This window comes from Aeromonas sp. XH (assembly GCF_033348475.1).
Classification (GTDB): Bacteria; Pseudomonadota; Gammaproteobacteria; order Enterobacterales; family Aeromonadaceae; genus Aeromonas; species Aeromonas sanarellii.
The window spans coordinates 2,817,704-2,841,334 of the sequence record NZ_CP137630.1 but is presented as its reverse complement, the minus strand read 5'-3'; the positions used below and the strand labels follow the sequence as shown (position 1 = coordinate 2,841,334).

At 53.0% G+C, this 23,631-nt stretch carries 18 protein-coding genes; 14 read left to right on the top strand and 4 right to left on the bottom strand.

All coding sequences use genetic code 11. The features are described from left to right. The first annotated feature begins 30 nt into the window (after window positions 1–30). From R2B70_RS13050 to R2B70_RS13040, 3 genes are all read left to right on the top strand, one after another. Entirely contained in the window at window positions 31–2,355 is a 2,325-nt protein-coding gene (locus tag R2B70_RS13050; protein WP_318161688.1) for an acyl-CoA dehydrogenase, read from the top strand. Between the two features lie 163 nt (window positions 2,356–2,518). Further along, on the top strand, window positions 2,519–5,581 hold the full coding sequence (locus R2B70_RS13045) for an efflux RND transporter permease subunit (protein ID WP_318161687.1): 3,063 nt from the start codon (window positions 2,519–2,521) through the stop codon (window positions 5,579–5,581). Window positions 5,582–5,595: 14 nt separating this feature from the next. Continuing rightward, complete coding sequence (locus R2B70_RS13040) at window positions 5,596–6,639, top strand: efflux RND transporter periplasmic adaptor subunit (protein ID WP_318161686.1); 1,044 nt, start codon at window positions 5,596–5,598, stop codon at window positions 6,637–6,639. Between the two features lie 65 nt (window positions 6,640–6,704). Here the strand turns inward: R2B70_RS13040 and pyk are convergent, their stop codons facing one another. Both pyk and R2B70_RS13030 read right to left on the bottom strand, forming a co-directional pair. Beyond that, window positions 6,705–8,144 carry a pyruvate kinase gene (gene pyk / locus R2B70_RS13035; RefSeq protein WP_042076738.1) on the bottom strand — a complete coding sequence of 480 codons (1,440 nt, stop codon included), beginning with the start codon at window positions 8,142–8,144 and terminating at the stop codon, window positions 6,705–6,707. A gap of 160 nt (window positions 8,145–8,304) precedes the next feature. Continuing rightward, window positions 8,305–9,162: a MurR/RpiR family transcriptional regulator gene (locus R2B70_RS13030; protein WP_039041240.1), complete on the bottom strand. Its 858-nt coding sequence runs from the start codon at window positions 9,160–9,162 to the stop codon at window positions 8,305–8,307. Window positions 9,163–9,507: 345 nt separating this feature from the next. Here R2B70_RS13030 and glk point away from each other — a divergent pair, with 345 nt between their 5' ends. Next, a complete protein-coding gene (gene glk, locus R2B70_RS13025) occupies window positions 9,508–10,476 on the top strand; it encodes a glucokinase (RefSeq protein WP_210538691.1) in 969 nt (322 codons plus the stop codon). Between the two features lie 376 nt (window positions 10,477–10,852). On the opposite strand, the gene R2B70_RS13020 is transcribed toward glk, so the two are convergent. Both R2B70_RS13020 and R2B70_RS13015 read right to left on the bottom strand, forming a co-directional pair. Then, window positions 10,853–12,211 carry an ATP-binding protein gene (locus R2B70_RS13020; protein ID WP_080560554.1) on the bottom strand — a complete coding sequence of 453 codons (1,359 nt, stop codon included), beginning with the start codon at window positions 12,209–12,211 and terminating at the stop codon, window positions 10,853–10,855. Window positions 12,212–12,234: 23 nt separating this feature from the next. After that, window positions 12,235–12,909: a response regulator gene (locus R2B70_RS13015; protein ID WP_010675337.1), complete on the bottom strand. Its 675-nt coding sequence runs from the start codon at window positions 12,907–12,909 to the stop codon at window positions 12,235–12,237. 957 nt (window positions 12,910–13,866) lie between these two features. Between R2B70_RS13015 and rfbB the strand changes: the two genes are divergently transcribed. The 10 genes from rfbB to R2B70_RS12965 are packed head-to-tail and all read left to right on the top strand — an operon-like array spanning window position 13,867 to window position 23,607. Next, window positions 13,867–14,952: a dTDP-glucose 4,6-dehydratase gene (gene rfbB, locus R2B70_RS13010; protein WP_318161685.1), complete on the top strand. Its 1,086-nt coding sequence runs from the start codon at window positions 13,867–13,869 to the stop codon at window positions 14,950–14,952. Next, entirely contained in the window at window positions 14,952–15,827 is an 876-nt protein-coding gene (gene rfbA, locus R2B70_RS13005; protein WP_318161684.1) for a glucose-1-phosphate thymidylyltransferase RfbA, read from the top strand. Before rfbB ends, rfbA begins: the two co-directional genes overlap by 1 nt. Window positions 15,828–15,831: 4 nt before the next feature. Then, a complete protein-coding gene (locus R2B70_RS13000) occupies window positions 15,832–17,262 on the top strand; it encodes a lipopolysaccharide biosynthesis protein (protein WP_318161683.1) in 1,431 nt (476 codons plus the stop codon). 39 nt (window positions 17,263–17,301) lie between these two features. Beyond that, on the top strand, window positions 17,302–18,411 hold the full coding sequence (gene vioA / locus R2B70_RS12995) for a dTDP-4-amino-4,6-dideoxy-D-glucose aminotransferase VioA (protein ID WP_318161682.1): 1,110 nt from the start codon (window positions 17,302–17,304) through the stop codon (window positions 18,409–18,411). A gap of 4 nt (window positions 18,412–18,415) precedes the next feature. Next, entirely contained in the window at window positions 18,416–18,985 is a 570-nt protein-coding gene (locus tag R2B70_RS12990) for an acyltransferase (protein WP_318161681.1), read from the top strand. Between the two features lie 10 nt (window positions 18,986–18,995). Next, on the top strand, window positions 18,996–19,979 hold the full coding sequence (locus R2B70_RS12985) for a glycosyltransferase family 2 protein (protein ID WP_318161680.1): 984 nt from the start codon (window positions 18,996–18,998) through the stop codon (window positions 19,977–19,979). Between the two features lie 13 nt (window positions 19,980–19,992). Next, window positions 19,993–21,162 carry an oligosaccharide repeat unit polymerase gene (wzy, locus tag R2B70_RS12980; RefSeq protein WP_318161679.1) on the top strand — a complete coding sequence of 390 codons (1,170 nt, stop codon included), beginning with the start codon at window positions 19,993–19,995 and terminating at the stop codon, window positions 21,160–21,162. Continuing rightward, entirely contained in the window at window positions 21,152–21,550 is a 399-nt protein-coding gene (locus R2B70_RS12975) for an adenylyltransferase/cytidyltransferase family protein (protein WP_318161678.1), read from the top strand. Before wzy ends, R2B70_RS12975 begins: the two co-directional genes overlap by 11 nt. A 21-nt stretch (window positions 21,551–21,571) precedes the next feature. Then, window positions 21,572–22,456: a glycosyltransferase family A protein gene (locus R2B70_RS12970; protein WP_318161677.1), complete on the top strand. Its 885-nt coding sequence runs from the start codon at window positions 21,572–21,574 to the stop codon at window positions 22,454–22,456. Then, complete coding sequence (locus tag R2B70_RS12965) at window positions 22,453–23,607, top strand: CDP-glycerol glycerophosphotransferase family protein (protein WP_318161676.1); 1,155 nt, start codon at window positions 22,453–22,455, stop codon at window positions 23,605–23,607. Before R2B70_RS12970 ends, R2B70_RS12965 begins: the two co-directional genes overlap by 4 nt. The last annotated feature ends 24 nt before the right edge of the window (window positions 23,608–23,631 follow it).

The window sequence follows — 23,631 nt, the reverse complement described above, 5'->3', positions numbered from 1 at the left end:
CGGAAACAGTGAAATAGAAGGAACTTCGGTATGATCACATTGCTTGTCCTGCTGGTGCTGGCGATAGCCGTGGTGCTCGGTGTCCCCGCCATCCGTAAAAAGGTGGTGACCCGCCCCGTATTCGGCATCTTCAAGAAGATACTGCCGCCCCTGTCGGCCACCGAGCGGGAGGCCATGGAGGCCGGCTCCGTCTGGTGGGATGGCGAGTTGTTTCGCGGCAACCCGGACTGGAAGAAACTGCATGGCTACGGCAAGGCCGAGCTGAGCGCAGAAGAGCAGGCCTTCATCGACAACCAGGTCGAAACCCTGCTCGCCATGGTGGACGACTTCAAGATCGTCAACGAAACCAAGGACCTGCCGGAGCCGGTGTGGGACTACCTGAAGAAGGAAGGCTTCTTCTCCCTGATCATCCCGAAATCTTACGGCGGCCGCGAATTCTCCGCCATCGCCAACTCCACCATAGTCACCCGCATCGCGACCAAGAGCCTGAGCGTGGCGGTCACCGTCATGGTGCCGAATTCTCTGGGACCGGGCGAGCTGCTGATGCACTACGGCACCCAGGCCCAGAAGGATTTCTGGCTGCCGGGGCTGGCCAACGGCAAGGAAGTGCCCTGTTTCGCCCTGACCGGCCCGGAAGCGGGCTCCGATGCGGGCGCGATTCCTGACAAGGGGATCGTCTGCAAGGGCATGCACAAGGGTGAAGAGGTGCTGGGTATTCGTCTGAACTGGAACAAGCGTTACATCACCCTGGCGCCGCGTGCCACCGTGCTGGGCTTGGCGTTCAAGATGTACGACCCGGACAAGCTGCTGGGGGACAAGGAGGAGATCGGCATCACCTGCGCGCTCATCCCCACCAGTCACCCTGGCGTGCGCGTCGGCGATCGCCACTACCCCATGGGACTGGCGTTCCTGAACGGCCCGACCTTCGGCAAGGATGTGTTCATTCCGCTCGACTGGATCATCGGCGGGCCTGAATACGCCGGCCGCGGCTGGCGCATGCTGGTCGAATGCCTCTCCGCCGGTCGCGGCATCTCGCTGCCGGCCCTGGGCACCGCCTGCGGTCACATGGCGAGCCGCACAGTCGGCGCCTACTCCTACGTGCGCAAGCAGTTCGGCATGTCCATCGGCAAGTTTGAAGGGGTGCAGGAGGCGCTGGCCCGCATCGGTGGCCTCACCTATCAGCTGGAAGGGGCTCGTCGCATGACCGCAGGCTCCCTGGATCTCGGTCAGGCGCCTGCCATCGTCACCGCCATCTCCAAGTACCACATGACCGAGATGGCCCGTCAGGTGATGGACGACTCCATGGACATTCACGCCGGTCGCGCCATCCAGCTTGGGCCCAAAAACTATACCGGCTATGCCTACATGGGTATTCCGGTGGCCATCACGGTAGAAGGGGCCAACATCCTGACCCGCAATCTGATGATCTTCGGGCAAGGTGCCACCCGCTGCCACCCTTACGTGTTCGCCGAGCTGGAAGCGGCCGCCGACACCGACGTGGAGCGCGGTCTCGAGAAGTTCGATGCCCTGCTGATGAAGCACATTGCGTTCGGCACCGGCAACTTCTTCGGCGCCCTGTTCCAGGGGCTGACCCTGGGCCAGTTCAACGGCGCCCCCGTGGGAGGGGAAACCGCTCGCTACTACAAGCAGCTGTCCCGCATGAGCAAAGGGTTGGCCCTGTGCGCCGACGTCTCCATGCTGATGCTGGGTGGCGATCTCAAGCGCAAGGAGATGATCTCCGCCCGTCTGGGTGACGTGCTGAGCCACCTCTATCTGGCCTCCGCCACCCTCAAGCACTACGAGGATCAGGGCCGCATGGTCTCCGATCTGCCGTTCGTGCAGTACGCGGTGGAGCGCAACCTTTATCTCATCGGCAAGGCGTTCGAGGGCTTCTTCCAGAACTTCCCGAACAAGGTGGTGGGCGCCGTGCTCAAACGGGTGGTGTTCCCGTTCGGAGTGGGCTACAAGATGCCGGCGGACGATCGCTGCCACGCCATCTGTCTGGCCATGATGACGCCAGGGGAGTTCCGCGATCGTCTGACCGCGCTCTGCTACGTGGGCAAGGACGAGGCGGATCCGGTCGGTCTGATGGAGCGCGCCTTCCAGGCTATGGTGGCGGTGCAGCCCATCGAGAAGAAGCTGGTGCAGGCCCAGAAAGAGGGCAAGCTGCCCCGCAAGCTGGCGCTGCCTGAGCTGGTGGCTGCGGCCCTGTCCCAGTCCATCCTCGGCAAGGAGGAGGCCGACAAGCTGCTGGCCGCCGACGCCCTGCGTTACGAGGCGATCCAGGTGGACAACTTCGCCCCGGGTGAGCTGGAAGGACTGTCTCAACCGGCCCCGGCGGTGCACGCCGCCTGAGTCTGATGCGTCACTGCAAAACCGGCCCATGTGGCCGGTTTTTTTGTTGTCTAACCAGGCATTTACAAGGTCGATTAATTCCAGTTTAATGCAATGGCCCCCACCCTTGGGGCAGGAAGCAAGGCCAGCGGAATGGCCGATAACAACAACTCAGGAAGAGTGAATGAACCTCGCCAAAACGGCGATCGAACGCCCCATCTGGGTGGCGGTCTCGGTCGTGCTTATTTTCCTGCTGGGCCTGCTCAGCATCCGGGGGCTGCCTGTCCAGCTGTTCCCCGACATAGACCGTCCCCACCTCAACATCTCGGTGAGCTGGCGTTCCGCCTCGCCCCAGGAGATGGAGTCGGAAGTCACCGATCCCATCGAGCAGGAGATGCAGGGGGTGCAGGGGCTGAAAAGCATCGGCAGCAACAGCTACCCCGGCTTCACCGAGATCAACATGGCGTTTGCCCTCGGCACCGACATGCAGCGGGCCCAGCTCGACGTCATCTCGCGGCTGAACCGGGTCTCCGGGCTGCCCGACAGGATCGACGGCCCCTACGTCAACAACTACAGCAGCAACGACACCCTCACCTTCTTCTTCATCCAGCAACTGCCCGGCGCCAAGGGGGTGATCGACGATCACCAGGCGCTGATCGAGGCGCGGGTCAAGCCGGAGCTGGAGCGGATCCCCGGGGTGTCGACGGTCGACATCGAGGGGATCAACGAGCGCCAGATCCAGGTGCGCTTCGACCCTTACCGCGCCGCCGAACTCGGGGTGGAGATCCCCGTGCTCGCCAGCCGGGCCAGCACCGACTGGGACGTCTCCGCCGGCACCCTCGACATCGGCCGCTGGGAGTACAAGCTGCGCTTCGCCGGCCGCTACGACGTGGAGACCCTGGGGGACAAGGTGGTGGACTGGCGCGACGGCCTGCCCATCTACCTGAGGGACGTGGCCGAGGTGCGGCTGGCCCGGGAGGAGAACCCGGTGCTGCGCATCCAGAACGGCAACACCGCCATAGCTGCCCAGATCTTCAAGGAGAGCGGCGCCAACGCCCTGGCGGCGCTGGAGGGGATCAAGGCCAAGGTCGGGGAGCTGAACCGGGAGGTGCTGGAGCCGGTCGGCCTGCACATGGAGCAGTCGTTCGACGCCTCCCTCTACATCAACCGGGCGGTGGGCATGGTGACCGCCAACCTGGGGCTGGGGGTGCTGCTCTCCTGCGCCATCCTCTGGGTCTTCCTGCGCCAGCTCAAGGCGACCCTGATGATAGCGATCGCCATCCCCATCAGCATCATGCTCACCTTCTGCCTGCTCAAGGTGATGGGGCGCACCCTCAACGTCATCTCCCTGGCCGGCATCGCCTTTGCGGTCGGTATGGTGCTGGATGCCGCCATCGTCGTGCTGGAGAGCATCTACCGCCGCACCGAGCCGGGGGACATCAGCAAGGCGGAGGCGGCGTTGGAGGGGACCAGCCGGGTGTGGACGGCGCTGGTGGCCTCGACCCTGACCACGGTCGCCATCTTCCTGCCGGTGCTCTTGCTCAACGACGTGGAGGGGCAGCTGTTTGCGGATCTGGCGCTGACCATCGCCTGCGCGGTCACCGTCTCCATGGTGGTGGCCGTGACCGTCTTGCCGGCGGTGGCGGCGCGCTGGATGGGGCGCGAACGCCTGACCGACCCCTACGACAACCTGTGGCAGGGCACCACCCGCCACGTGATCCGCTGGACGGCGACGCCTCGCCGGCGCTGGGCCATCATCACCCTGATGATGAGCCTGCCCGTGCTGGCGAGCTGGCTGCTGCTGCCCAAGATGAACTACCTGCCGGACGTGAAGCGCGATGCCATCGACGTCTGGATGAGCTTCACCCCCGGGGTCAATCCCAAGGCCCAGCGCGAAGAGGTGATAGACACCCTCATCGCCAGGCTGGATCCCTATATGAAGGGGGAGAAGGAGCCCGCCCTCAAGAACTACTACATCCTGCGCTACCCGGGGGGCGCCCAGATCGGGGTGCGGCCAAAGGACGAGACCCGGATCAAGGTGCTCGAGCGCCTGCTGATGGACCAGCTGCTCGTCAACATCCCGGACACCCGGGCCTTCGGCGGCCAGGGCTCCCTGTTTGGCGGGTTTGACAGCGAGAACGGCATCTCGTTGCTCATTCAGGGGGGCACCCTGCCCGAGCTCTATCAGGCGGCCCGCGAGAGCATGGCCATAGTGCAGCAGGACCTGCCGGGGGCCCAGGTCAGGCCCGAGCCCGGGCTCGATTTCACCGCCCCCGAGCTGAGGCTGGTGCCGCAAGACAGGCGTCTGGCCGAGGTTGGCTGGGATCGCACCCCCCTGCCCACCATCATCCAGACCTTCGGGGATGGCCTGCGGGTCGGCGAGTATTTCGATGGGGAGGAGCGGCTCGACATCATGCTGATGGGCCAGAGCTCGGCCAACCCGGACGAGCTCAAGGCGGTGCCGCTTGCGACCCCATCCGGCCGCATCGTCCCCCTCGGCGAACTGCTGCGGGTGGAGCCAGCCCTCGGGCCGGAGAGCATCTTCCGGGCCGACGGCCGGCGCAGTATCCAGCTCATGATCACCCCGCCGGACGGCGTGAGCATGGAGCAGGTGCTGGAGACCCTGCAGAGCAAGAGCTTCCCCGCCATCAGGCCCATACTGCCGGCTGGCGGGGAGCTGCAGGTCGCCGGCAATGCCGACAGCCTGCAGCAGGCGCTGGACAACCTCGGCAGCATCTTCCTGTTTGCGGTGCTGATCCTGCTCATCCTGCTGTGGGGGGTGTTCGCCTCCCTGAAAGATGCCGTGCTGGTATTGCTTACCCTGCCCCTCGCCGCCGTCGGCGGTGTGCTGGCGCTGCGACTGAGCGGGTTGCTGGTGCCGCTGCCGATGGACTTGCTCACCATCATCGGCTTCGTCATCCTGCTGGGGCTGGTGGTCAACAACGCCATCCTGCTGGTGCACCAGACCCGCACGGCGGAGCGGGAGGGGTTGAGTCGCCAACTGGCGGTGGCCGATGCCCTGCAAAGCCGGATGCGCCCCATCGCCATGACCAGCCTCACCAGCATCTTCGGCATGCTGCCGCTGATGTTGAGCCCGAGCGAGGGGAGCGAAATCTACCGGGGGCTGGCCACCGTCATCGTCGGCGGCATGAGTTGCAGCACCCTGTTTACCCTGATCCTGCTACCCGCCTTCCTGCGGCTGGGTGAGCGGGTCGACGTGCCGCAGGCCATTCGGCAGCGGGCCTGAGCAAGGAGCTCACGATGACACAAGGTTTCACAAGGATGGCAGTGGGTGCCCTGCTGCTGGCGGGCGCGTTGCCCGCGCAGGCGCAGAGCAAGATGGTGACCCTGGCGGAGGTGGCCCAGGGGGAGGCGGGGGCCAGCATCTGGGTCAGCGGCACGGTCGCGAGCCGTCAGCAGGCGGCGCTCAGCGCCGAGGTCAGCGGACGGGTGGAGTGGGTTGCCGAGTTCGGCAGCCGGGTGAAGGCGGGGGACGAGCTGCTGCGCCTGGACGGCGCGACCCTGCGCCTCTCGCTGGAGCAGGCCAGGGCGGAGCAAGCCAGGGAGGCGAGCAACCTGCGCTATGCCAGAGCAGAATTCCAGCGTCTGGAGCGGTTGCACCAGCAGAAGAGCGCCTCCCAAAGCCAGTACGACAAGGCGCGCTACGACGTGGAGCAGGCGGAACTGGCCGAGCAGCTGGCCCGGGTACAGGTGCGCCAGATCGAAGAGCAGCTGCGTAAGAGCCGCATCTTCGCACCGTTCGATGGTGTGGTGAACGAGCACTTCGTCCAGCCGGGGGAGCACGTGGATGAAGGGGAGCAGGCGCTGGAGCTGGTCAATCCCGACGAGCCGGACATCCGGCTGCGGGCGCCCATCGCCTGGGCACAGCGACTGGCCGCCCAGACCCGGTTGCGGGTGGAGGGGGAGCAGCTCAGCAGCCACGCCGTCTACTACCAGCGGGCGGCGAGCGCCGATCCCAAGTCCCGCCTCATCGAGCTGCGCCTCAGGCCCGAGCCTGGGCGTTTCATCATAGGCTCGCCGGTGCGGGTAGCGCTGCCGATGGGGGAGCGGCAGACCATGCTGCTGCCGCGGGATGCCCTGGTGCTCGGCACCGAGGGGAGCGTGGTCTACCAGGTGGAGCAGAGTGGCACGGATCTCAAGGTGAACCGGGTGCCGGTCACAGTGCTGTTTGGCGACAACCGGCAGGTGGCGGTGAGCGGGGCCCTCAAGCAGGGGGACAGGGTGGTGGTGCGCGGCGCCGGCAGCCTGCAGGATGGGGACAAGGTGGAGCTGTTTCGCGGCTGATCCAGCCTGGTCACCATGAGAAACGGCTCCCGCGGGAGCCGTTTTTGTTGCCGGTGGCTGGGCGATTACTCGACCATCATCACCTTGCAAGTATTGGTACTGCCGACGGTCTCCATCTTGTCGCCGTGGGTGAGCAACACCATGTCGCCGCTTTGCAGCAGCCCCTTGGCCTTGAGCACGTCCAGGGCGTCGCGGCACACCTCGTAGACCGGCTTGGTCTCGTCCCCGTCGAACAGCACAGGGGTGACGCCGCGGTAGAGGTTGGCCCAGGCCAGGGTCTTGTTGTGGGGAGACATGGCGAAGATCGGCAGGCCGGAGCTGATGCGGGACATCAGCAGCGGGGTGGTGCCCGATTCGGTCAGCGCCACGATCGCCTTGACCCCTTCCAGGTGGTTGGCCGCATACATGGTGGACATGGCCACCGCCTCTTCCACCGAGGTGAAGGTGTAGCTCATGCGGTGGTTGGAGACGTTCAGGCTCGGGTGCTTCTCGGCGCCCACGCAGACGCTGGCCATGGAGGTGACTGTCTCGATGGGGAACTGGCCGGCGGCAGTCTCGGCGGAGAGCATCACCGCATCGGTGCCGTCCAGCACGGCGTTGGCCACGTCCATCACTTCGGCGCGGGTCGGGAGCGGTGCGTTGATCATGGACTCCATCATCTGGGTCGCGGTGATGACCACGCGGTTCAGACGGCGGGAGTGGCGAATGAGCTTCTTCTGCACTCCCACCAGCTCGGGATCACCGATCTCGACGCCGAGATCGCCCCGGGCCACCATGACGGCGTCGGAGCCGAGGATGATGTCCTCCATCGCCTCGTCGCTGGCGACGGTCTCGGCGCGTTCGACCTTGGCCACTATCTTGGCGTTGGAGCCGGCTTCGCGGGCCAGCTCGCGGGCGTAGCGCAGGTCATCGCCGCTGCGGGGGAAGGAGACCGCCAGGTAGTCCACGCTCATGCGGGCGGCGGTCTTGATGTCTTCCTTGTCCTTGTCGGTCAGGGCCGGGGCGGAGAGGCCGCCCCCCTTCTTGTTGATGCCCTTGTTGTTGGAGAGGGGGCCGGCCACGGTGACCGTGGTGTGGATGCGGGTGCCTTCCACCTGTTCCACTTTCAGCTGTACCCGGCCGTCGTCCAGCAGCAGGATATCGCCTGGCACGACGTCGTTTGGCAGGCTCTTGTAGTCGATGCCGACCTGCTCCTGGCAGCCTTCTCCCTTGCCAAGGGCTGCGTCGAGGATGAACTTGTCACCGATGGCGAGGTAGATCTTGCCATCCTTGAAGGTGGAGACGCGGATCTTGGGACCTTGCAGGTCCCCCATGATGGCCACGTGGCGGCCGAGCTTGGCGGCGATTTCACGCACCTGGTTGGCGCGCTGGATATGGTCTTCAGGAGTGCCGTGAGAGAAGTTCATCCGCACCATGTCGGCACCGGCGCGGATGATCCCCTCGAGGATGCCGTCGCGATCGGTCGCCGGACCGAGTGTGGTTACAATCTTTGTACGTCTTGGCATGAAAGACTCCAATGTGAAGTTGATATGACTTGAAATACTGCCCCGTCAAGCATGTGGCATGGCGCCGGCTTGCAGGCCATCTGGGTGGCCTTCTGTGATTGAATTTCGATACTACACCAAGCCCGGTGGCTTAGACAGTCGGGGGCGAACCCCCGAATGATCAGGAGGAGTGCGGGGTATCAAAGCGGGATTCGCGCAAACCTTCTTTGACTTTTTTCAGGTTTTCGCGAAATTTCATGCCACGGCGCAGGGTGAAGCCGGTGGCCAGCACATCCACCAGGGCGAGCTGAGCGATGCGCGACGCCATGGGCATGTAGACGTCGGTGTCTTCCGGCACGTCCATGGAGAGTACCAGGTTGCACTCGCGGGCCAGGGGGGAGTCCTTGGCGGTCATGCCGATCACGGTGGCATCGTTTTCACGGGCCAGGGCGGCAATTTCCACCAGCGCCTTGGTACGTCCGGTGTGGGAGATGAGTACCACCACGTCCCCTTCGCTGCTGTTGATGCAGCTCATGCGCATCATGACGATGTCGTCGAAGCTCACCACGGGGATGTTGAAGCGGAAGAACTTGTTCTGGGCATCCCGGGCGACGGCGGAAGAGGCGCCCAGGCCAAAGAAGCTGATCTTCTTGGACTGGGTCAGGATGTCGACGCAGCGGTTGATGGCGGAGATGTCCAGGCTGTTCTTGGCGGCATCGAGACAGGCCATGGTGGACTCGAAGATCTTGGCGGTGTAGGTGTCGGGCCCGTCTTCCGCTTCCACGTGGCGGTTCACATAGGGGGTGCCGTTGGCCAGGCTCTGGGCGAGGTGCAGCTTGAAGTCGGGAAAGCCCTTGGTATCGAGGCGACGGCAGAAGCGATTGACTGTGGGTTCGCTGACATCCGCCAGCTTGGCCAGGGTGGCGATGCTGGAGTGAATGGCGGTCTGGGGGGATGCCAGGATCACTTCCGCCACCTTACGCTCTGATTTACTGAAACTTTCCAAATTGTTCGTAATTTTATCGAGGGTATTCATCATTACCACCAGGCATTTTTGTAATTTAACTTCAGTGTCTGTGCACTAAATTCACAGCTCAAGCAGGTTTCCAATCTCCGCGATGACTATACAAGACAAGCGCTTATCGGAACTAATCTCGTCCATACAAAGTATGACTCATGTCTAATTATTTCGTGTTTTTAGTTACAAACTTCCATCCCGCCCTTGAAAACGCTTACAAATGTTGCAAAGCAACAACACTGTGAGCGGGCGCACAGTTGCATTCATAAAACGCGCCGCCGGGAAGCGGGCTCGAGTAGTATTGCAGCCAAATAACAAGGTCGGGACGGTAAGGGCCGCCCCGAGTCGGTAACGAAGGAGTTTGTTATGCAGCATACCCATGCGCTGGTGGGCGACGTAGGCGGTACCAATGCCCGGTTGGCCCTGTGCGAGCTGGCGACCGGCGCCATTTCCCAGGCAAAGACCTATTCAGGGCTGGCCCACCCCAGCCTGGAGGCCGTGGTGCGCCTCTATCTGGAAGAACATGGTGCCAAGGTGGGCGAGGCCTGCATCGCCATCGCCTGTCCCATCAACGGCGACTGGGTCGCCATGACCAACCACAGCTGGGAGTTTTCCATCAGCGAGATGCAGGCCAATCTGGGCCTGGATCGCCTGCAGGTGATCAACGACTTCACTGCCGTCTCCATGGCGGTGCCCGTGCTGACAGAGGCTGATCGCATCCAGCTGGGCGGTGCGGCCCCGGTGGCCGGCAAGCCCATCGCCATCTATGGTGCCGGCACCGGCCTCGGGGTCGCCCACCTGGTGCAGGCCGGCGAACAGTGGCTCAGTCTGCCGGGTGAGGGCGGGCACGTGGACTTCGCCGCCAACACGGAAGAGGAAGATGCGGTGCTGCAGGTGATGCGCGGCGAGCTGGGCCATGTGTCGGCCGAGCGCTTCCTCTCCGGCCCGGGTCTGGTGAACCTGTACCGCGGGCTGGTGAAGTCCGACGGCCGGGAGCCCGAGGCGTTCGAACCCAAGGACATCACGGAGCGGGCGCTGGCGGGGGAATGCCTGGATTGTCGCCGTACCCTGAGCCTCTTCTGCGTGCTGATGGGGCGCTTTGCCGGCAACCTGGCCCTCAACATGGGCACCTTCGGCGGCGTCTACATCGCCGGCGGCATAGTACCGCGCTTCCAGGAGTTCTTTATCGCCTCCGGCTTCCGGGTGGCGTTCGAGGACAAGGGGCGCTTCAAGTCCTACCTCAAGGACATCCCCGTCTTCCTCATCACCCACGAAGGCCCGGGCCTGCTCGGTGCGGGCGCCTATCTGCGCCAGTCCCTCGGGATCCGTCTCTGACAGGCTAGGGAAACGATTTCATCGCGGTTCAGCCCTGATTCAGTGGCCCTGGCGTAGAGTAGGCTCACGTACTCAAGAGGACAGGGTTTCACAGGGAATTGGAAGCTGTCTTCATCCGCTGGGTGCGAATTGTCACCTGACAAGCCTGAACTGTTTCACCGGCCCTCGCGGCCGGTTTTTTTATGCCCGTCGTTTCTGCTCGAGCAGGGGGTGAGGGGAGAGGCTAGTCGGTTTCTGATGGGAGGCAACTTGTCAGCACCATTGCACTCGGCCAGGCATCGCCGGGCAGCATAGGGGAAAGGGTGGGAGAAGGTGAGCGCCGGGATGGCGATGCCCGAATGCGGCAGGGGCCAGGCACTGGCCTGGCCCCGATCTGTCAGGGGAGGGTGATATGGAAGCGGGCTCCGCCGAGGGGAGACTCATCCACCCGGATCTTGCCGCCGTAGCTGTGCACGATTTCGGTGACGACGGCGAGCCCTATCCCCTGGCCCGGGGAGCTGTCGGCCCTGACGCCGCGCTGGAAGATCTGCTGCGACTTGCCGGGGGCGATGCCGGGGCCGTCATCCTCCACCACGATGAGCAGGCCGTTGTCCTGGTGGCCGACATGGACCCGGATCTCGCTGATGGCGAACTTGCAGGCGTTGTCGAGCAGGTTGCCCATCAACTCCATCAGATCGCCCTGCTCGCCGTGGAAGAAGACATCGTCATCGAACTGGAAGCCGGTCTGCAGCTTCTTGTGGCGATAGACCTTGGCGAGGCTGGCCAGCAGTTTCTCGATGAGCGGTACCGGCTCGGTGCCCTTGCTCGCGAGGCGCTTTCGACCCGTGACGGCGCGGCGCAGCTGGTACTGGATGATCTGGTCCATGGTGGTGATCTGTTCGCTGATGTTGTCATGGATGTCGTGGCCGAGCTTGAGCTCCTGGGCGGTGATCTGGATCAGGGCCAGCCGGGTCTTCAAACTGTGGGCGAGATCGTTGAGCGCATGCTGATAGCGCTGGGTCTGCTGGCGCTCGTTTTCCAGCAACTGGTTGACGGATTCGGTCAGCGGCGTCAGCTCCCGCTCGTAGTCCTTGGAGAGCGCCTCCCGCGTGCCGGCACGGATCTCGTCTATCTGCCGCGCCATGGTGCGCAGGGAAGAGAGGCTCCAGAAGCTGGTGAGCAGCAGCAGGGCGCCGAGCAGGCTGTAGGCGAGCAAGGCCTGGCGAATGCACCGGTAGAGATAGTCCCGGGTCTGGGCCTGGTAGCGCTTGGCGGAATCGACCATCACCACGTAGTAGGTCGTGGGGCCGTCGCCGTGGTTGCGCAGGAAGCGCAGGCTGTAGATGAAGTAGCTCTCGCCATTCTTGATGGTGTGCAGCTTGAAGAAATAGTCCTGATCCAGGCCCCCAAGGTACTTCATCAGATCCCGGCAGATGGTCTCCTTGATGGTGATTACCTCGGGCATGTGCAGGCTGGACCAGCTCAACTCTCCATCGGAGCGGCAGATCAGGGTGTCGAGATTGGGGTCGATGGCATCCGGGGTCAGGCCGCCGAGATCCGTGATGGCGTGGGGCTCCGGCTGCTTGGAGGAGAACAGCTTGGAGAGGTTCTCCTGCATGCGGATGCTGGCTTTCTGGGCCTGCTCCTCGGCGTGGCCGAGGTAGAGAATATAGACGGAGAAGGCCATGATGAGCGCGATGACCAGCATGGCGCTCAGCATCAGCTTGAGGTGCAGCGAGCGACGGATCAGTGTCATGGGGTGCAGCATGGCAAGGGGCATCAACTGCAGGAGAGGTTGAAGATGTAACCCTGGCGGCGGATGGTGGAAATGGGCTGGATGAGCCCCTCCGGATCCAGTTTCTTGCGCAGTCGGCTCACCATCACCTCTATGGTGTTGGGATCCCCTTCACCATCCCCGTAGAGCTGGTCCAGCAGTTGCTGCTTGGAGACCACCTGGCGGGCGTTGCGCATCAGGTACTCCAGGATCAGATACTCGAAGCTGGTGAGCACGGTGACTTCGCCGGCGATGGTCAGCTCCTTGCGGGAGAGATCCAGCTCGTAGTCACCCGCCTTCACCCTGGGGGAGATGAAACCGGCGCTGCGGCGCACCAGGGCATTGAGGCGGGCAAGCAGCTCGTCCTTCTGGAAGGGTTTGACCAGGTAGTCATCGGCACCGGCTTCCAGCCCTTCCACCTTGTCCTGCCAGTTGCCCCGCGCGGTCAACACTATGATGGGGAAGGGGATCTGCTGCTCGCGCAGGCGGCTGATGAGCTGCAGGCCGTCCATGTCCGGCAGGCCGAGATCGATGATGGCCACGTCGATGGGGTAGTCGGTCGCATAGTGCAGCGCCACCTGGGCGTTGTCCGTGCTGTGAACCTGATTCTGGGCCTCGGTCAACAGCGTGGAGAGGTGGTGATTGAGCAGCTTGTCGTCTTCGACCAGTAGGATTTTCATAAGATGCATGATGATAAGGGTCCAGGCTGTCAATTAGAGGGTCAACAAGAAGGAGAGTCAATGCGGATCCTACTTGACCCCCCTGTATCGGGACTGAATCATGCCAGCCTTTGTCTCCTCTACCCGTCCTTGCATCGGCAGCCATACCTTTCGTGCTTTATTGTGAGTCATGCTGTCGAATCAGATGAGGACTGTTGGGGTTCCATTGGTGACTACTTGCGACTGTTCTGATCGCACTGGTGGGGATGGGGACTCACTGTACTGTTGCAGCGGTGCTCATCGTCACAACTTGGCTCAGAGCATCGGGGTAACGCAGGCATGCAGTTGTAATCGCCTGAACATATTCAATTTTATTGTTTGACGCCGGTGATTGGGAACAACTCCCGGTGTGTTGTAGGGATGTATGTTGCGCGAGAAGGGTCAGAAGGTCGAATGAGTGGCAATTTTGAATCCCTACCCTACGAGAGGTTTTCTGCGGTTATGACTATTAATACCAGTGTCAAACAAGATAGAATCTGGTCCAAAATCGGGTTTGGGGCATCAATTGCCCAAGATGTGAGCAATGCAGGCTGCGGACTGCCTGGATGTGCAATGTAATGCGACAACATTGTTAAACATCAATCAAAACAAGAAGCTGGAGGATATGATGACCAACAGCGCGCACAATCAGGTGAAAAGCAGCATGTTGGGAGCTGTAACTCAGGGGCGGTAGCGTCATCATTTATGCATTTCAAACTTCCTCTGGTTTATCACTGTTAATCCTCTCGCCTTGAGGGCCATTTCTTAGCTTAGGCAGATAAATATACATGCCTAAACGAGGAGCCTGGTCTGGAATTCAAGCATTCGTGGTCTCAGTGCAATCATTCTGCTCTACGAAGAAAAAACCAGAGTGATACACAACTGCAGACCCTAACCAAAAGTCTTCCTTTTCATTAGATTGCAATCGGGAACCTTTCAATGAAGATCCTTGTAACCGGTGGTGCCGGTTTTATCGGTTCGGCAGTGGTTCGCCACATCCTTCGTGACACCCAAGATTCTGTCGTCAACCTCGACAAGCTGACCTATGCGGGCAACCTAGAATCCTTGGCGAGTGTGGCAAACAGTGAGCGCTATGCCTTTGAACAGGTGGATATCTGCAACCGCACCGAACTGGATCGGGTGTTTGCCCAGCACCAGCCTGATGCCGTGATGCATCTGGCCGCCGAGAGCCACGTTGATCGCTCCATCACCGGTCCTGCGGCATTTATCGAGACCAATATCGTCGGCACCTATATGTTGCTGGAAGCGGCTCGCGCTTACTGGAACGGTCTGGATGAGGTAAGCAAGGCGGCCTTCCGATTCCACCATATCTCTACCGATGAGGTGTATGGCGACCTGATTCATCCGGATGAGGCTGCCCCTGATGAGGCTTTGCCGCTTTTTACCGAAACCACGCCCTATGCCCCCAGCAGCCCCTATTCTGCCTCTAAGGCATCGAGCGACCATCTGGTGCGCGCCTGGCGCCGTACTTACGGCCTGCCAACCATAGTCACCAACTGCTCCAACAACTATGGTCCGTACCACTTCCCCGAGAAGCTGATCCCACTGGTGATCCTCAACGCGCTGGATGGCAAGCCGTTGCCGGTCTATGGCAAAGGCGACCAGATCCGCGACTGGCTCTATGTGGAAGACCACGCGCGCGCGCTCTACAAGGTGGTGACCACGGGCTTGGCGGGGGAGACCTACAACATCGGCGGTCATAACGAGAAGCAGAATCTGGAGGTGGTACACACCATCTGCGATCTGCTGGACGAGATGGTGCCGAAGGCGGGCTCTTATCGTGAGCAAATCACCTATGTGGCGGATCGCCCCGGCCACGATCGCCGCTATGCCATCGATGCGACCAAGATGAGCAGCGAGCTTGCTTGGCAACCGCAAGAAACTTTCGAATCGGGCATTCGCAAAACCGTGCGGTGGTATCTGGATAACCAACAGTGGGTCAACAACGTCAAGAGCGGGTCCTATCAGTCTTGGATTGCTCAGCAGTACGGGGAGAAGAAGTAATGAAAGGGATTATTCTGGCTGGCGGTTCTGGAACTCGCCTTTACCCTATCACCATGGGCATCTCCAAACAGCTCTTGCCAGTTTATGACAAGCCTATGATTTATTATCCACTGTCCGTACTGATGCTTGCGGGGATCAGGGAAGTTCTGATCATCACGACACCTGAAGATCAAGGCAGCTTTCAACGTTTGTTAGGTGACGGCAGTCAATTTGGTATTTCACTGAAATATGCAGTTCAGCCAAGCCCGGATGGGCTTGCTCAAGCATTCATTATTGGCGAGCAATTTATTGGTGGCGATGCGGTTTGTTTAGTGCTTGGTGATAACATTTTTTATGGCCAAAACTTCAGTGCGAAGTTAAAAAAAGCAGTCGCCAAAGCTGAGTCTGGGGAAGGTGCAACAGTTTTTGGGTATCAGGTAAAAGACCCAGAGCGTTTTGGTGTTGTTGAGTTTGATGAAAATCAAAAAGCCATCTCGATTGAAGAAAAACCTGAAAAACCAAAAAGTCACTACGCGGTAACCGGTCTTTATTTTTATCAAAATGATGTTGTTAATAATGCAAAATGTGTGAAACCATCTGCTCGTGGCGAGTTAGAGATCACCAGCCTAAATGAGATATATTTAAGTAAAGGTAACCTGCATGTAGAAATGCTAGGCCGGGGCTTTGCTTGGCTTGATACAGGAACTCATGAGAGTCTGTTAGAAGCAGCACAATTTGTCGAAACGTTAGAGAAACGACAAGGCTATAAAATTGCATGTTTAGAAGAAATTGCCCATATTCAAGGTTGGTTGGACCAAGAACAGTTGCTCTCCCGCGGTGAATTAATGAGCAAAAATAGTTATGGTCAATATTTGTTAACGTTGGCAAAGGCATAAAATCATGCCAGAATTAGTGAATAAGACCAAAAAAGGCCTGCAATGGAGTGCCGTTGAACGCATATTAACGCAAGGTATTCAACTACTTATAACCTTATTTATGGCCCGTTTGTTGGGACCGAATGCATTTGGTTTGGTTGGTATGTTAGCAGTGTTTATTGCCATTGCAAATGTGTTTGTCGATAGTGGTTTTACTTCGGCGCTAATTCGCAAGACCGATCGCACCGAAAGCGATTTGGTCACCGCCTTTTATTACAATGTTGCTGTATCTGTATTATGTTATCTGGCACTTTATATAAGTGCCCCCTATGTGGCCCATTTTTATCAGCAACATGAATTAAAAAGTCTGCTGTGGGTATTAGGTCTAACGGTTGTTATTAATGCATTCACCTTAATCCCCCGCGTAAAACTAGTTGTTATGATGGATTTTAAAACCCAGGCGAAAGTATCCATCGTCAGCGTAGTGATTAGCGGTACCACTGCCATCTTGTTAGCAATAAACGGTTTTGGGGTATGGGCGCTGGTCACCCAGACCTTGCTAAATGCCAGCTGTAACACTCTGTTGTATAATTTGTTGGCTCCCTGGCTGCCGAGCGGTAAGCTTAGCAAGCAATCGTTTAATTATCTGTTTGGATATGGTAGTAAATTGCTACTTTCAGGTTTATTAGACGTGACCTATAACAACCTGTATCAAATCATCATAGGTAAAAAATTTAGCCCTGCAGTGGTTGGGCATTTTAGCCAAGCCAACCAGCTGGCCAGTGTACCTGCAAGTACCTTGACGGGCATTATTCAACGGGTCAGCTTTCCGATGTTCAGCCAATTACAAGAAGACCTGAGCAAGCTGGGCAATGCGTATCAGTTGACGCTAAAAATGGCTGCAATGGTGATATTTCCTATAATAATGGGGCTGGGCTTGATTGCAGAACCATTATTAATTTCTTTATTAGGTAGCCAGTGGCAACCGGCAGCCGTCTTGCTAACAGTGTTATGTTTAGGCTATATGCTCTACCCCATTCACGCTATCAATTTAAATCTATTACAAGTCACAGGACGTAGCGATCTCTTTTTAAAACTTGAAGTACTCAAAAAAATCATTGGTGTGACCATATTACTACTATCCATACCTTATGGTGTATTGGTGATGGCAATAGGTTTGACCATTACTTCATATATAGCATTATTACTTAACACTTATTATACCGCCAAGCTGACTCATATTAGCCAGTGGCAGCAATGTAAGGATCTCGCCCCTATCTGGTTTGCTGTGATCTTGTCTGCCGCCTTGGCCTATGTTACGGGTTTGGCATGGCAAGAAAAACCCTTGTTGCAGATAATGATTAATCTTGGTGTTGCTCTGTTATGCTATTTACTGTATTTATTTTTGGCCCAAAAGCCACTGATGCTGCAGATACGCACCATTCTACGTCGTTAATTGAACTAAATATGTCAATAATATAATTGTGGAATCCTTATGAGTAATAAAAATATTCCTGTCACTCAGCCATTCTTGCCAGATTTGAACGAATTTATTCCTTACCTTGAAAAAATTTGGGATAATCGCTGGTTGACAAATAATGGTCCATTCCATCAGCAGCTTGAGGCTGCATTATGTGAGTATCTTGGTGTAGAGCATGTCTCGCTGTTTAATAATGCAACCATTGCGTTAATCACTGCTCTGCAAGCGTTACGCATCAGTGGTGAAGTGATCACCACCCCCTATTCCTTCGTGGCAACTAGCCACTCGATCATGTGGAATGGTCTGGAACCTGTATTTGTCGATATAGACCCAACTACATTCAATATTGACCCGAGCAAAATTGAAGCTGCTATTACTCCACGTACGACGGCCATTATGCCGGTGCATTGCTATTCCAATCCTTGTGATGTTGAAGCGATTCAAAAAATTGCTGACAACTATGGTCTGAAGGTGATTTATGATGCCGCTCATGCTTTTGGGGTGAACTATAAAGGTGAAAGCTTACTTAAATGGGGTGATCTTTCTATTTTAAGCTTTCACGCCACTAAGGTATTCAATACCTTTGAAGGCGGTGCGATTATCAGTCAGGATGCCAAAACTAAACAATGCATCGATCGCTTGAAAAACTTCGGCATAGCTGACGAACTAACGGTGACAGCACCGGGGATTAACGGCAAAATGAGCGAAATCAATGCCGCATTTGGTTTGGTGCAGCTTAAGCATATTGATCAGGCTATGGCGCTGCGACAAGCCGTCGATGAGCGTTACCGTACCGAGCTTGCTGGAGTAACCGGCATTACCCTGTATCAGCATGATGCTCACTCCAACAGTAATTTTTCTTATTTCCCGATTTTGGTTGAGGCGGAGTACCCGCTTAGCCGCGATGAGTTATATGATAAGCTTAAAGCGCATGGCGTATTATCTCGTCGTTATTTCTACCCATTGATCAGCAATATGCCAATCTACCGTGGTCAAAAGAGTGCAGCAATAACCCATTTACCACAGGCGAATGCGTTAGCTGAGAAAGTTCTGTGCTTACCAATTTTTAATGAACTGACAATAGCTGAACAACAGCAGGTCATTCAATTAATAAAAGGAAATTAATGACATGGGATTTCTTACCGCACAACAACTAAGTAAAATGGGGTTTGCTGCGTTCGGTAGCAATGTGCTGATTTCTGATAAAGCTTCGATTTATGGTGCTCAACGCATCAAGATTGGTAATAATGTTCGTATTGATGATTTTTGTGTGTTGTCTGCAGGTGAGGGGGGAATTGAAATCGGCAATTATATTCATATCGCAGTTCATAGTACATTAATTGGTGCTGGTAAAATAACATTGTCAGATTTTTCTAATATTTCCTCCAAGGTGGGCATTTATTCTAGTAATGATGATTATAGTGGAGGCTTTATGACTAACCCTATGGTGCCTACCGAATATACTAATGTGACTCATGCGGATGTGACGCTGGGTAAGCATGTCATTATTGGCTCTGGCTCAGTGGTGTTACCCGGCGTCACTTTATATGAAGGTGTGGCGGTTGGTTCCCTCTCCTTGGTAACCAAAGATTGCGAAGCTTTTGGGGTTTATATCGGTACCCCTGTCAAGAAGATAAAAGTTCGCAAGCGTGATTTATTGGCACTTGAGGCTTTTTTAATTACCACATCAAATAATTAAGGTAAATATTTTGTTTCATTTGACTGAAGCTGAAATTATAGCTAACTGGCCAGTGGATGAACCTATTCGAGTTAGTGTATGTTGCATTACCTATAAACAAGAGCAATATATCGCCCAAGCAATAGATAGTTTCTTAATGCAAAAAACTACTTTTCCATTTGAAATTGTGATTGGGGAGGATTGTGGTGGTGATGGGACTATGTCAATTCTCTACGAGTATCAGAAGCGTTATCCTAATTTAATTAAGATTATCACCTCTGAACAAAATATTGGTGCTAATGCAAATTTATTAAGAGTCTTTACTGCCGCAAGAGGTGATTATATTGCTGTTTGTGAAGGGGACGACTATTGGATTTCAGAACAGAAACTCACCAAACAAAAGGAAATACTAGATATATACAGTGATATAGATCTTGTCACTAGTAATGCTATATGTGTAGATAAAAATTGTATCTACATTAAAGATTTTTATTGCGGGCACAGTTTTTTTTCAACCTTGAAGGATGTTCTTCTTTCACCATGGCAATTTGCACCAACAGCATCATATTTTTTTAGAAAAAGATCTCTCGAAAAAATACCTTTATGGTTTGCGAATGCGACCATAGGTGATATATATATGGAGTTGTATTTAGGTGAAAGCGGAATTATTGTTTGTGATGAACCTCTTTGTGCTTATAGAATTGGTGCAGAGAATAGTTGGTCGAGTACCATAAATAAATCAAAACTAAATTCAATAGTGTCGCATTACGATAACTTCATATATTCTCTTGAAATTGCTAAAAAAGATCTATGTGGCTTTGATTATTTTTTTGATTTTAAAATTAATGATATAAGGTTGTCAAAGGCAAAGACTTATCTTAAAGTTTCAAGATATAAGGATGCGTATATTGAAATGTCAAACGTGAATCTTTTCAATGAGATGTCAGTTAAAAATAAATTTGTTTACTATATTTTTAGACTCATCTACATGTTTGTGCCAAAAAATGAGAATTAATACGACTTTACTATTGTTTGTATTTTATTTTTTAGCTAATCTTTATGGCTTTATATCATTTTTTATCCAGAATGAACTCGGTGGAGACTTTAAAGGTTGGCCTATTTCAGATGCGATGGAATACTTTTTTTCTGGGGCTTTAGAATTGTCGCTGATGGTGGGATTTTATTGTCTCATATCGCTCTTATCTAAAGAAAAAAAAGGATCACATAACTTCAGTTGTGGCGATAAAATAACTGTTCGATTGCTTTTTTCTGTTCTTGTTTTGCAAGTAGTTTATTTTTATTATTCAATATCAACAGGGGTAGGTTCTTTATCTTATGAAGGGCCAACTGTTGATGTCGGTGTGGTGAAATATTTCTTCACACTGTTTAATCCAGATGCTATTACTTTATTATCTCTATTTATCTGTGATAAAAACAGCAAAAAATTAAAGTCGATTAATATCGCTCTTTTTGTTTTGTCAAACTTGTATAGAGGATGGGTTGCGGGGGCGTTAATGTCATTGTTTGTCATTTTCTTATCTCGACAGCAATCAATAAAAATAAAATGGCCTAAGTTTTTTATTATATTATGTGTTTTTCTGGCTATATCGCCTTCTGTATATTATGTGAAATATGTTTCGAGAGGGGCTGAAAACATCAGTATTGAATCCTATACTAAATATTATTCTTTTGAGACTTATAAAGAAGTATTGAGTTCAATCGCAAGCCGTTTTCAGCACATCTCAGAAGTATATGTCTTATTCACCCATAGAGATGAGCTGCGTAATGCTTTTGATAATGGATCTTTTGTGCCAATGGTATTTGATAACCATATAAGAAGGCAATTATCATCATGGTTTTCTATTGAGTATCAGACTATTGGTGAGTACTCAGCTAAATATATACTCCAAAGACCTAGTGGTGGAAACATTCATGTGGGTATCCTCACTTGGTTCTATTTTGGTTTTCAGTTACTTGCCATATATGTATTGTCTTTTGTTTTTTACGTTAAAGTTTTTTATTATTTCTGCAGTCGCTTGGTACCACATCATACAGCTAAAACAATGTTAGTTTGGTTTTGGCTTTTGTTTTTCATGCATGGCTGGTTTTCTTCAATCTCTATTTATATTTTGTCAGTGATGGAGATATATTTTTTCATGAATTTGTTTGGAACAAAGGAGGATAAAGTTGAAAGGTAAAGTTGTCATCACATTTGGTACATTTGATGTTTTTCATGTTGGTCATATTAATATTCTAGAGAGGGCTAAAGAATATGGTGATTATCTTATAGTTGGAGTATCATCTGATGCACTTAATATGGCGAAAAAAAATCGCTACCCCGTTTACTCTCAGAATGAGCGAATTAAAATTATTCGCGCACTTAGATGCGTAGATGAGGTTTTCATTGAAGAATCTTTAGAGCTAAAAATGAACTACATTCAGCAATATTCCGCTGATGTACTGGTGATGGGTGATGATTGGACTGGTCGATTTGACTGGGTCAAGGATGTTTGCGATGTGGTCTACTTGCCCAGGACTCCATCTGTGTCTACAACAGAAATCATTGAAATTGTGAAAAAAATATAAAAATTCTTTTTGGCGTCTATTATGCTCATTAGTATTATTATCACAGCATACAATCGTGTTCATTGCATATCAAATGCAATCAATAGTGCTCTTTCACAGGAATATTTAGAGCCTTACGAAATTATAGTCATTGATGATGGCTCTACTGATGAAACAAGAAGTATCTTGAACGAGTTTATTAGAAACTCTCAGATCCAATATTATTTTAAAGAAAATGGTGGCGCAGCATCGGCTAAAAATTTTGGAGCTTGTGTCGCTAATGGCGACTTCATTATATTTCTTGATAGTGACGATATTTTCTACGATAAGCATGTGTTAGATAAGCTAGTTTTTGAGATAAAAACTTCATCTATAGATTTTGTTAGTTTTGATAAAGTATCCATCAGAAAAAATAATGAATGTAGACTAGAGCATACGTATGGGATTGATGAGTTTGCTCAATCACCACTTACCTATATGCTGCATTCTCCGCTAAATTACCCAGGAAAACCACCATATTTATTTAGAAAGGAAACATTTATTAAGGTTGGTATGTTTGATGAGTCAGCTAAATGGGGGGATGCCATTGCCTTCTGGCGCCATTTCTTTGTTTTGGCAAAGGATGTTTCTGTAATTAAATCTATCGGTTATGTTTATGACCAGTCATCAGACTCCTCTGTAAGTCGTGGCAATAAAAACAAATATCGTATTGCTCTGTCTGTATTGTACTCTACATACTTAGAAAACGAGAAAAATATAAAATCGTTCGCTTTTGAGCCGGTTTGGTTTTTGTGTATGCTGCATTATTCACTAAAGTCACATGATGTAAAAAGGTCGTTTTTATTGTTGCTATCGTTGCTGAAATTTGGTGTGAGAAAAACGCTCAGTTCCATAGTGTATTTACTTAAATCAAAAGGACTTTTATGAATTTATTATGGCTTGTGATGCAAGCAGTGCTATCATTATTTTCTGTAGTGCTTCCGTTAAAAAAAAATAGAATAATCTTTAATTCTACGGGAAATAATAATTATAATTTCAACTCACGTTTCTTATTTGAGTATATGGTTGGTAGAGATAAAGGTGAGCGTGAGGTTTTATTTGTCATTAATGATAAGGAAAAGAGGGGGGAGTTGATAAAGTCTGGCGTAACAGGGGTAATTAATGCAAATTCTATAGCAGGCATTTTTTTATGCCTAACAGCAAAGGTCTGGGTTTGTTCAACTATTGAATCCCCTGTTTTTTCATTGATAAGGAAAAAAAATAGAATCGTTTATCATCTTGGGCATGGCATTCCATTAAAAAATATAGGCTTGGCTGAAAATAACATATCCTTTTTAAGAAGAGTCAATCGATATATTAGATTGAGGCTTTTTACCCATGTGACTTGTTATTCCGAACTTTTCATGCCAGTATTAAGTAATGCCTTCAAAAATAAATTGGCGGTATACCTTGAACTTGGGCAGCCAAGAAATGATTTATTAGTTAAATCTGTGAATCCGCATTCTGATATATTGCCTGTTCCCACAGGGGGAGGGGTAAATAAAATATTATACTCGCCAACATGGCGACCTTATGCGGAAACTCAATTTTTCCCTTTTTCTGATATGTGTGTTAAAACTTTACATGATTTCTTAGAGAAAACGAATTCCATTATTTATCTAAGACCACACCCTTATTATTCAGCAATAATTGATGAGACGTTGTATGCATCTCCAAGAGTTATTTACCTGGGATGTGATGTGGTCACAGATATAACTCCAAACCTGGATTGTTTTAATATTTTGGTTACTGATTATTCTAGTATATTTTTGGACTTTTATGCTTTTGATAATAAAACGGTAATATTTGTTCCATATGACTTGGATAAATATGAAGGTTTGGTTGGGTTTAGTGTTCCATATGAAATGTTAACCAAAGGGGAGCACGTGTATTCACTATCTGGTTTTCTCAAAAGTATTGAAATGGCTATGGATAATTCTGGCGATAATTATGACAATATACGGAAACTGCTCAACATTAAGTCTGATGGTAACTGTCTTGAGCATTTTTTAGAGATAGAGCGACTTCGTGTTTTATAAGGATTATTATAAATTGGATGCTGT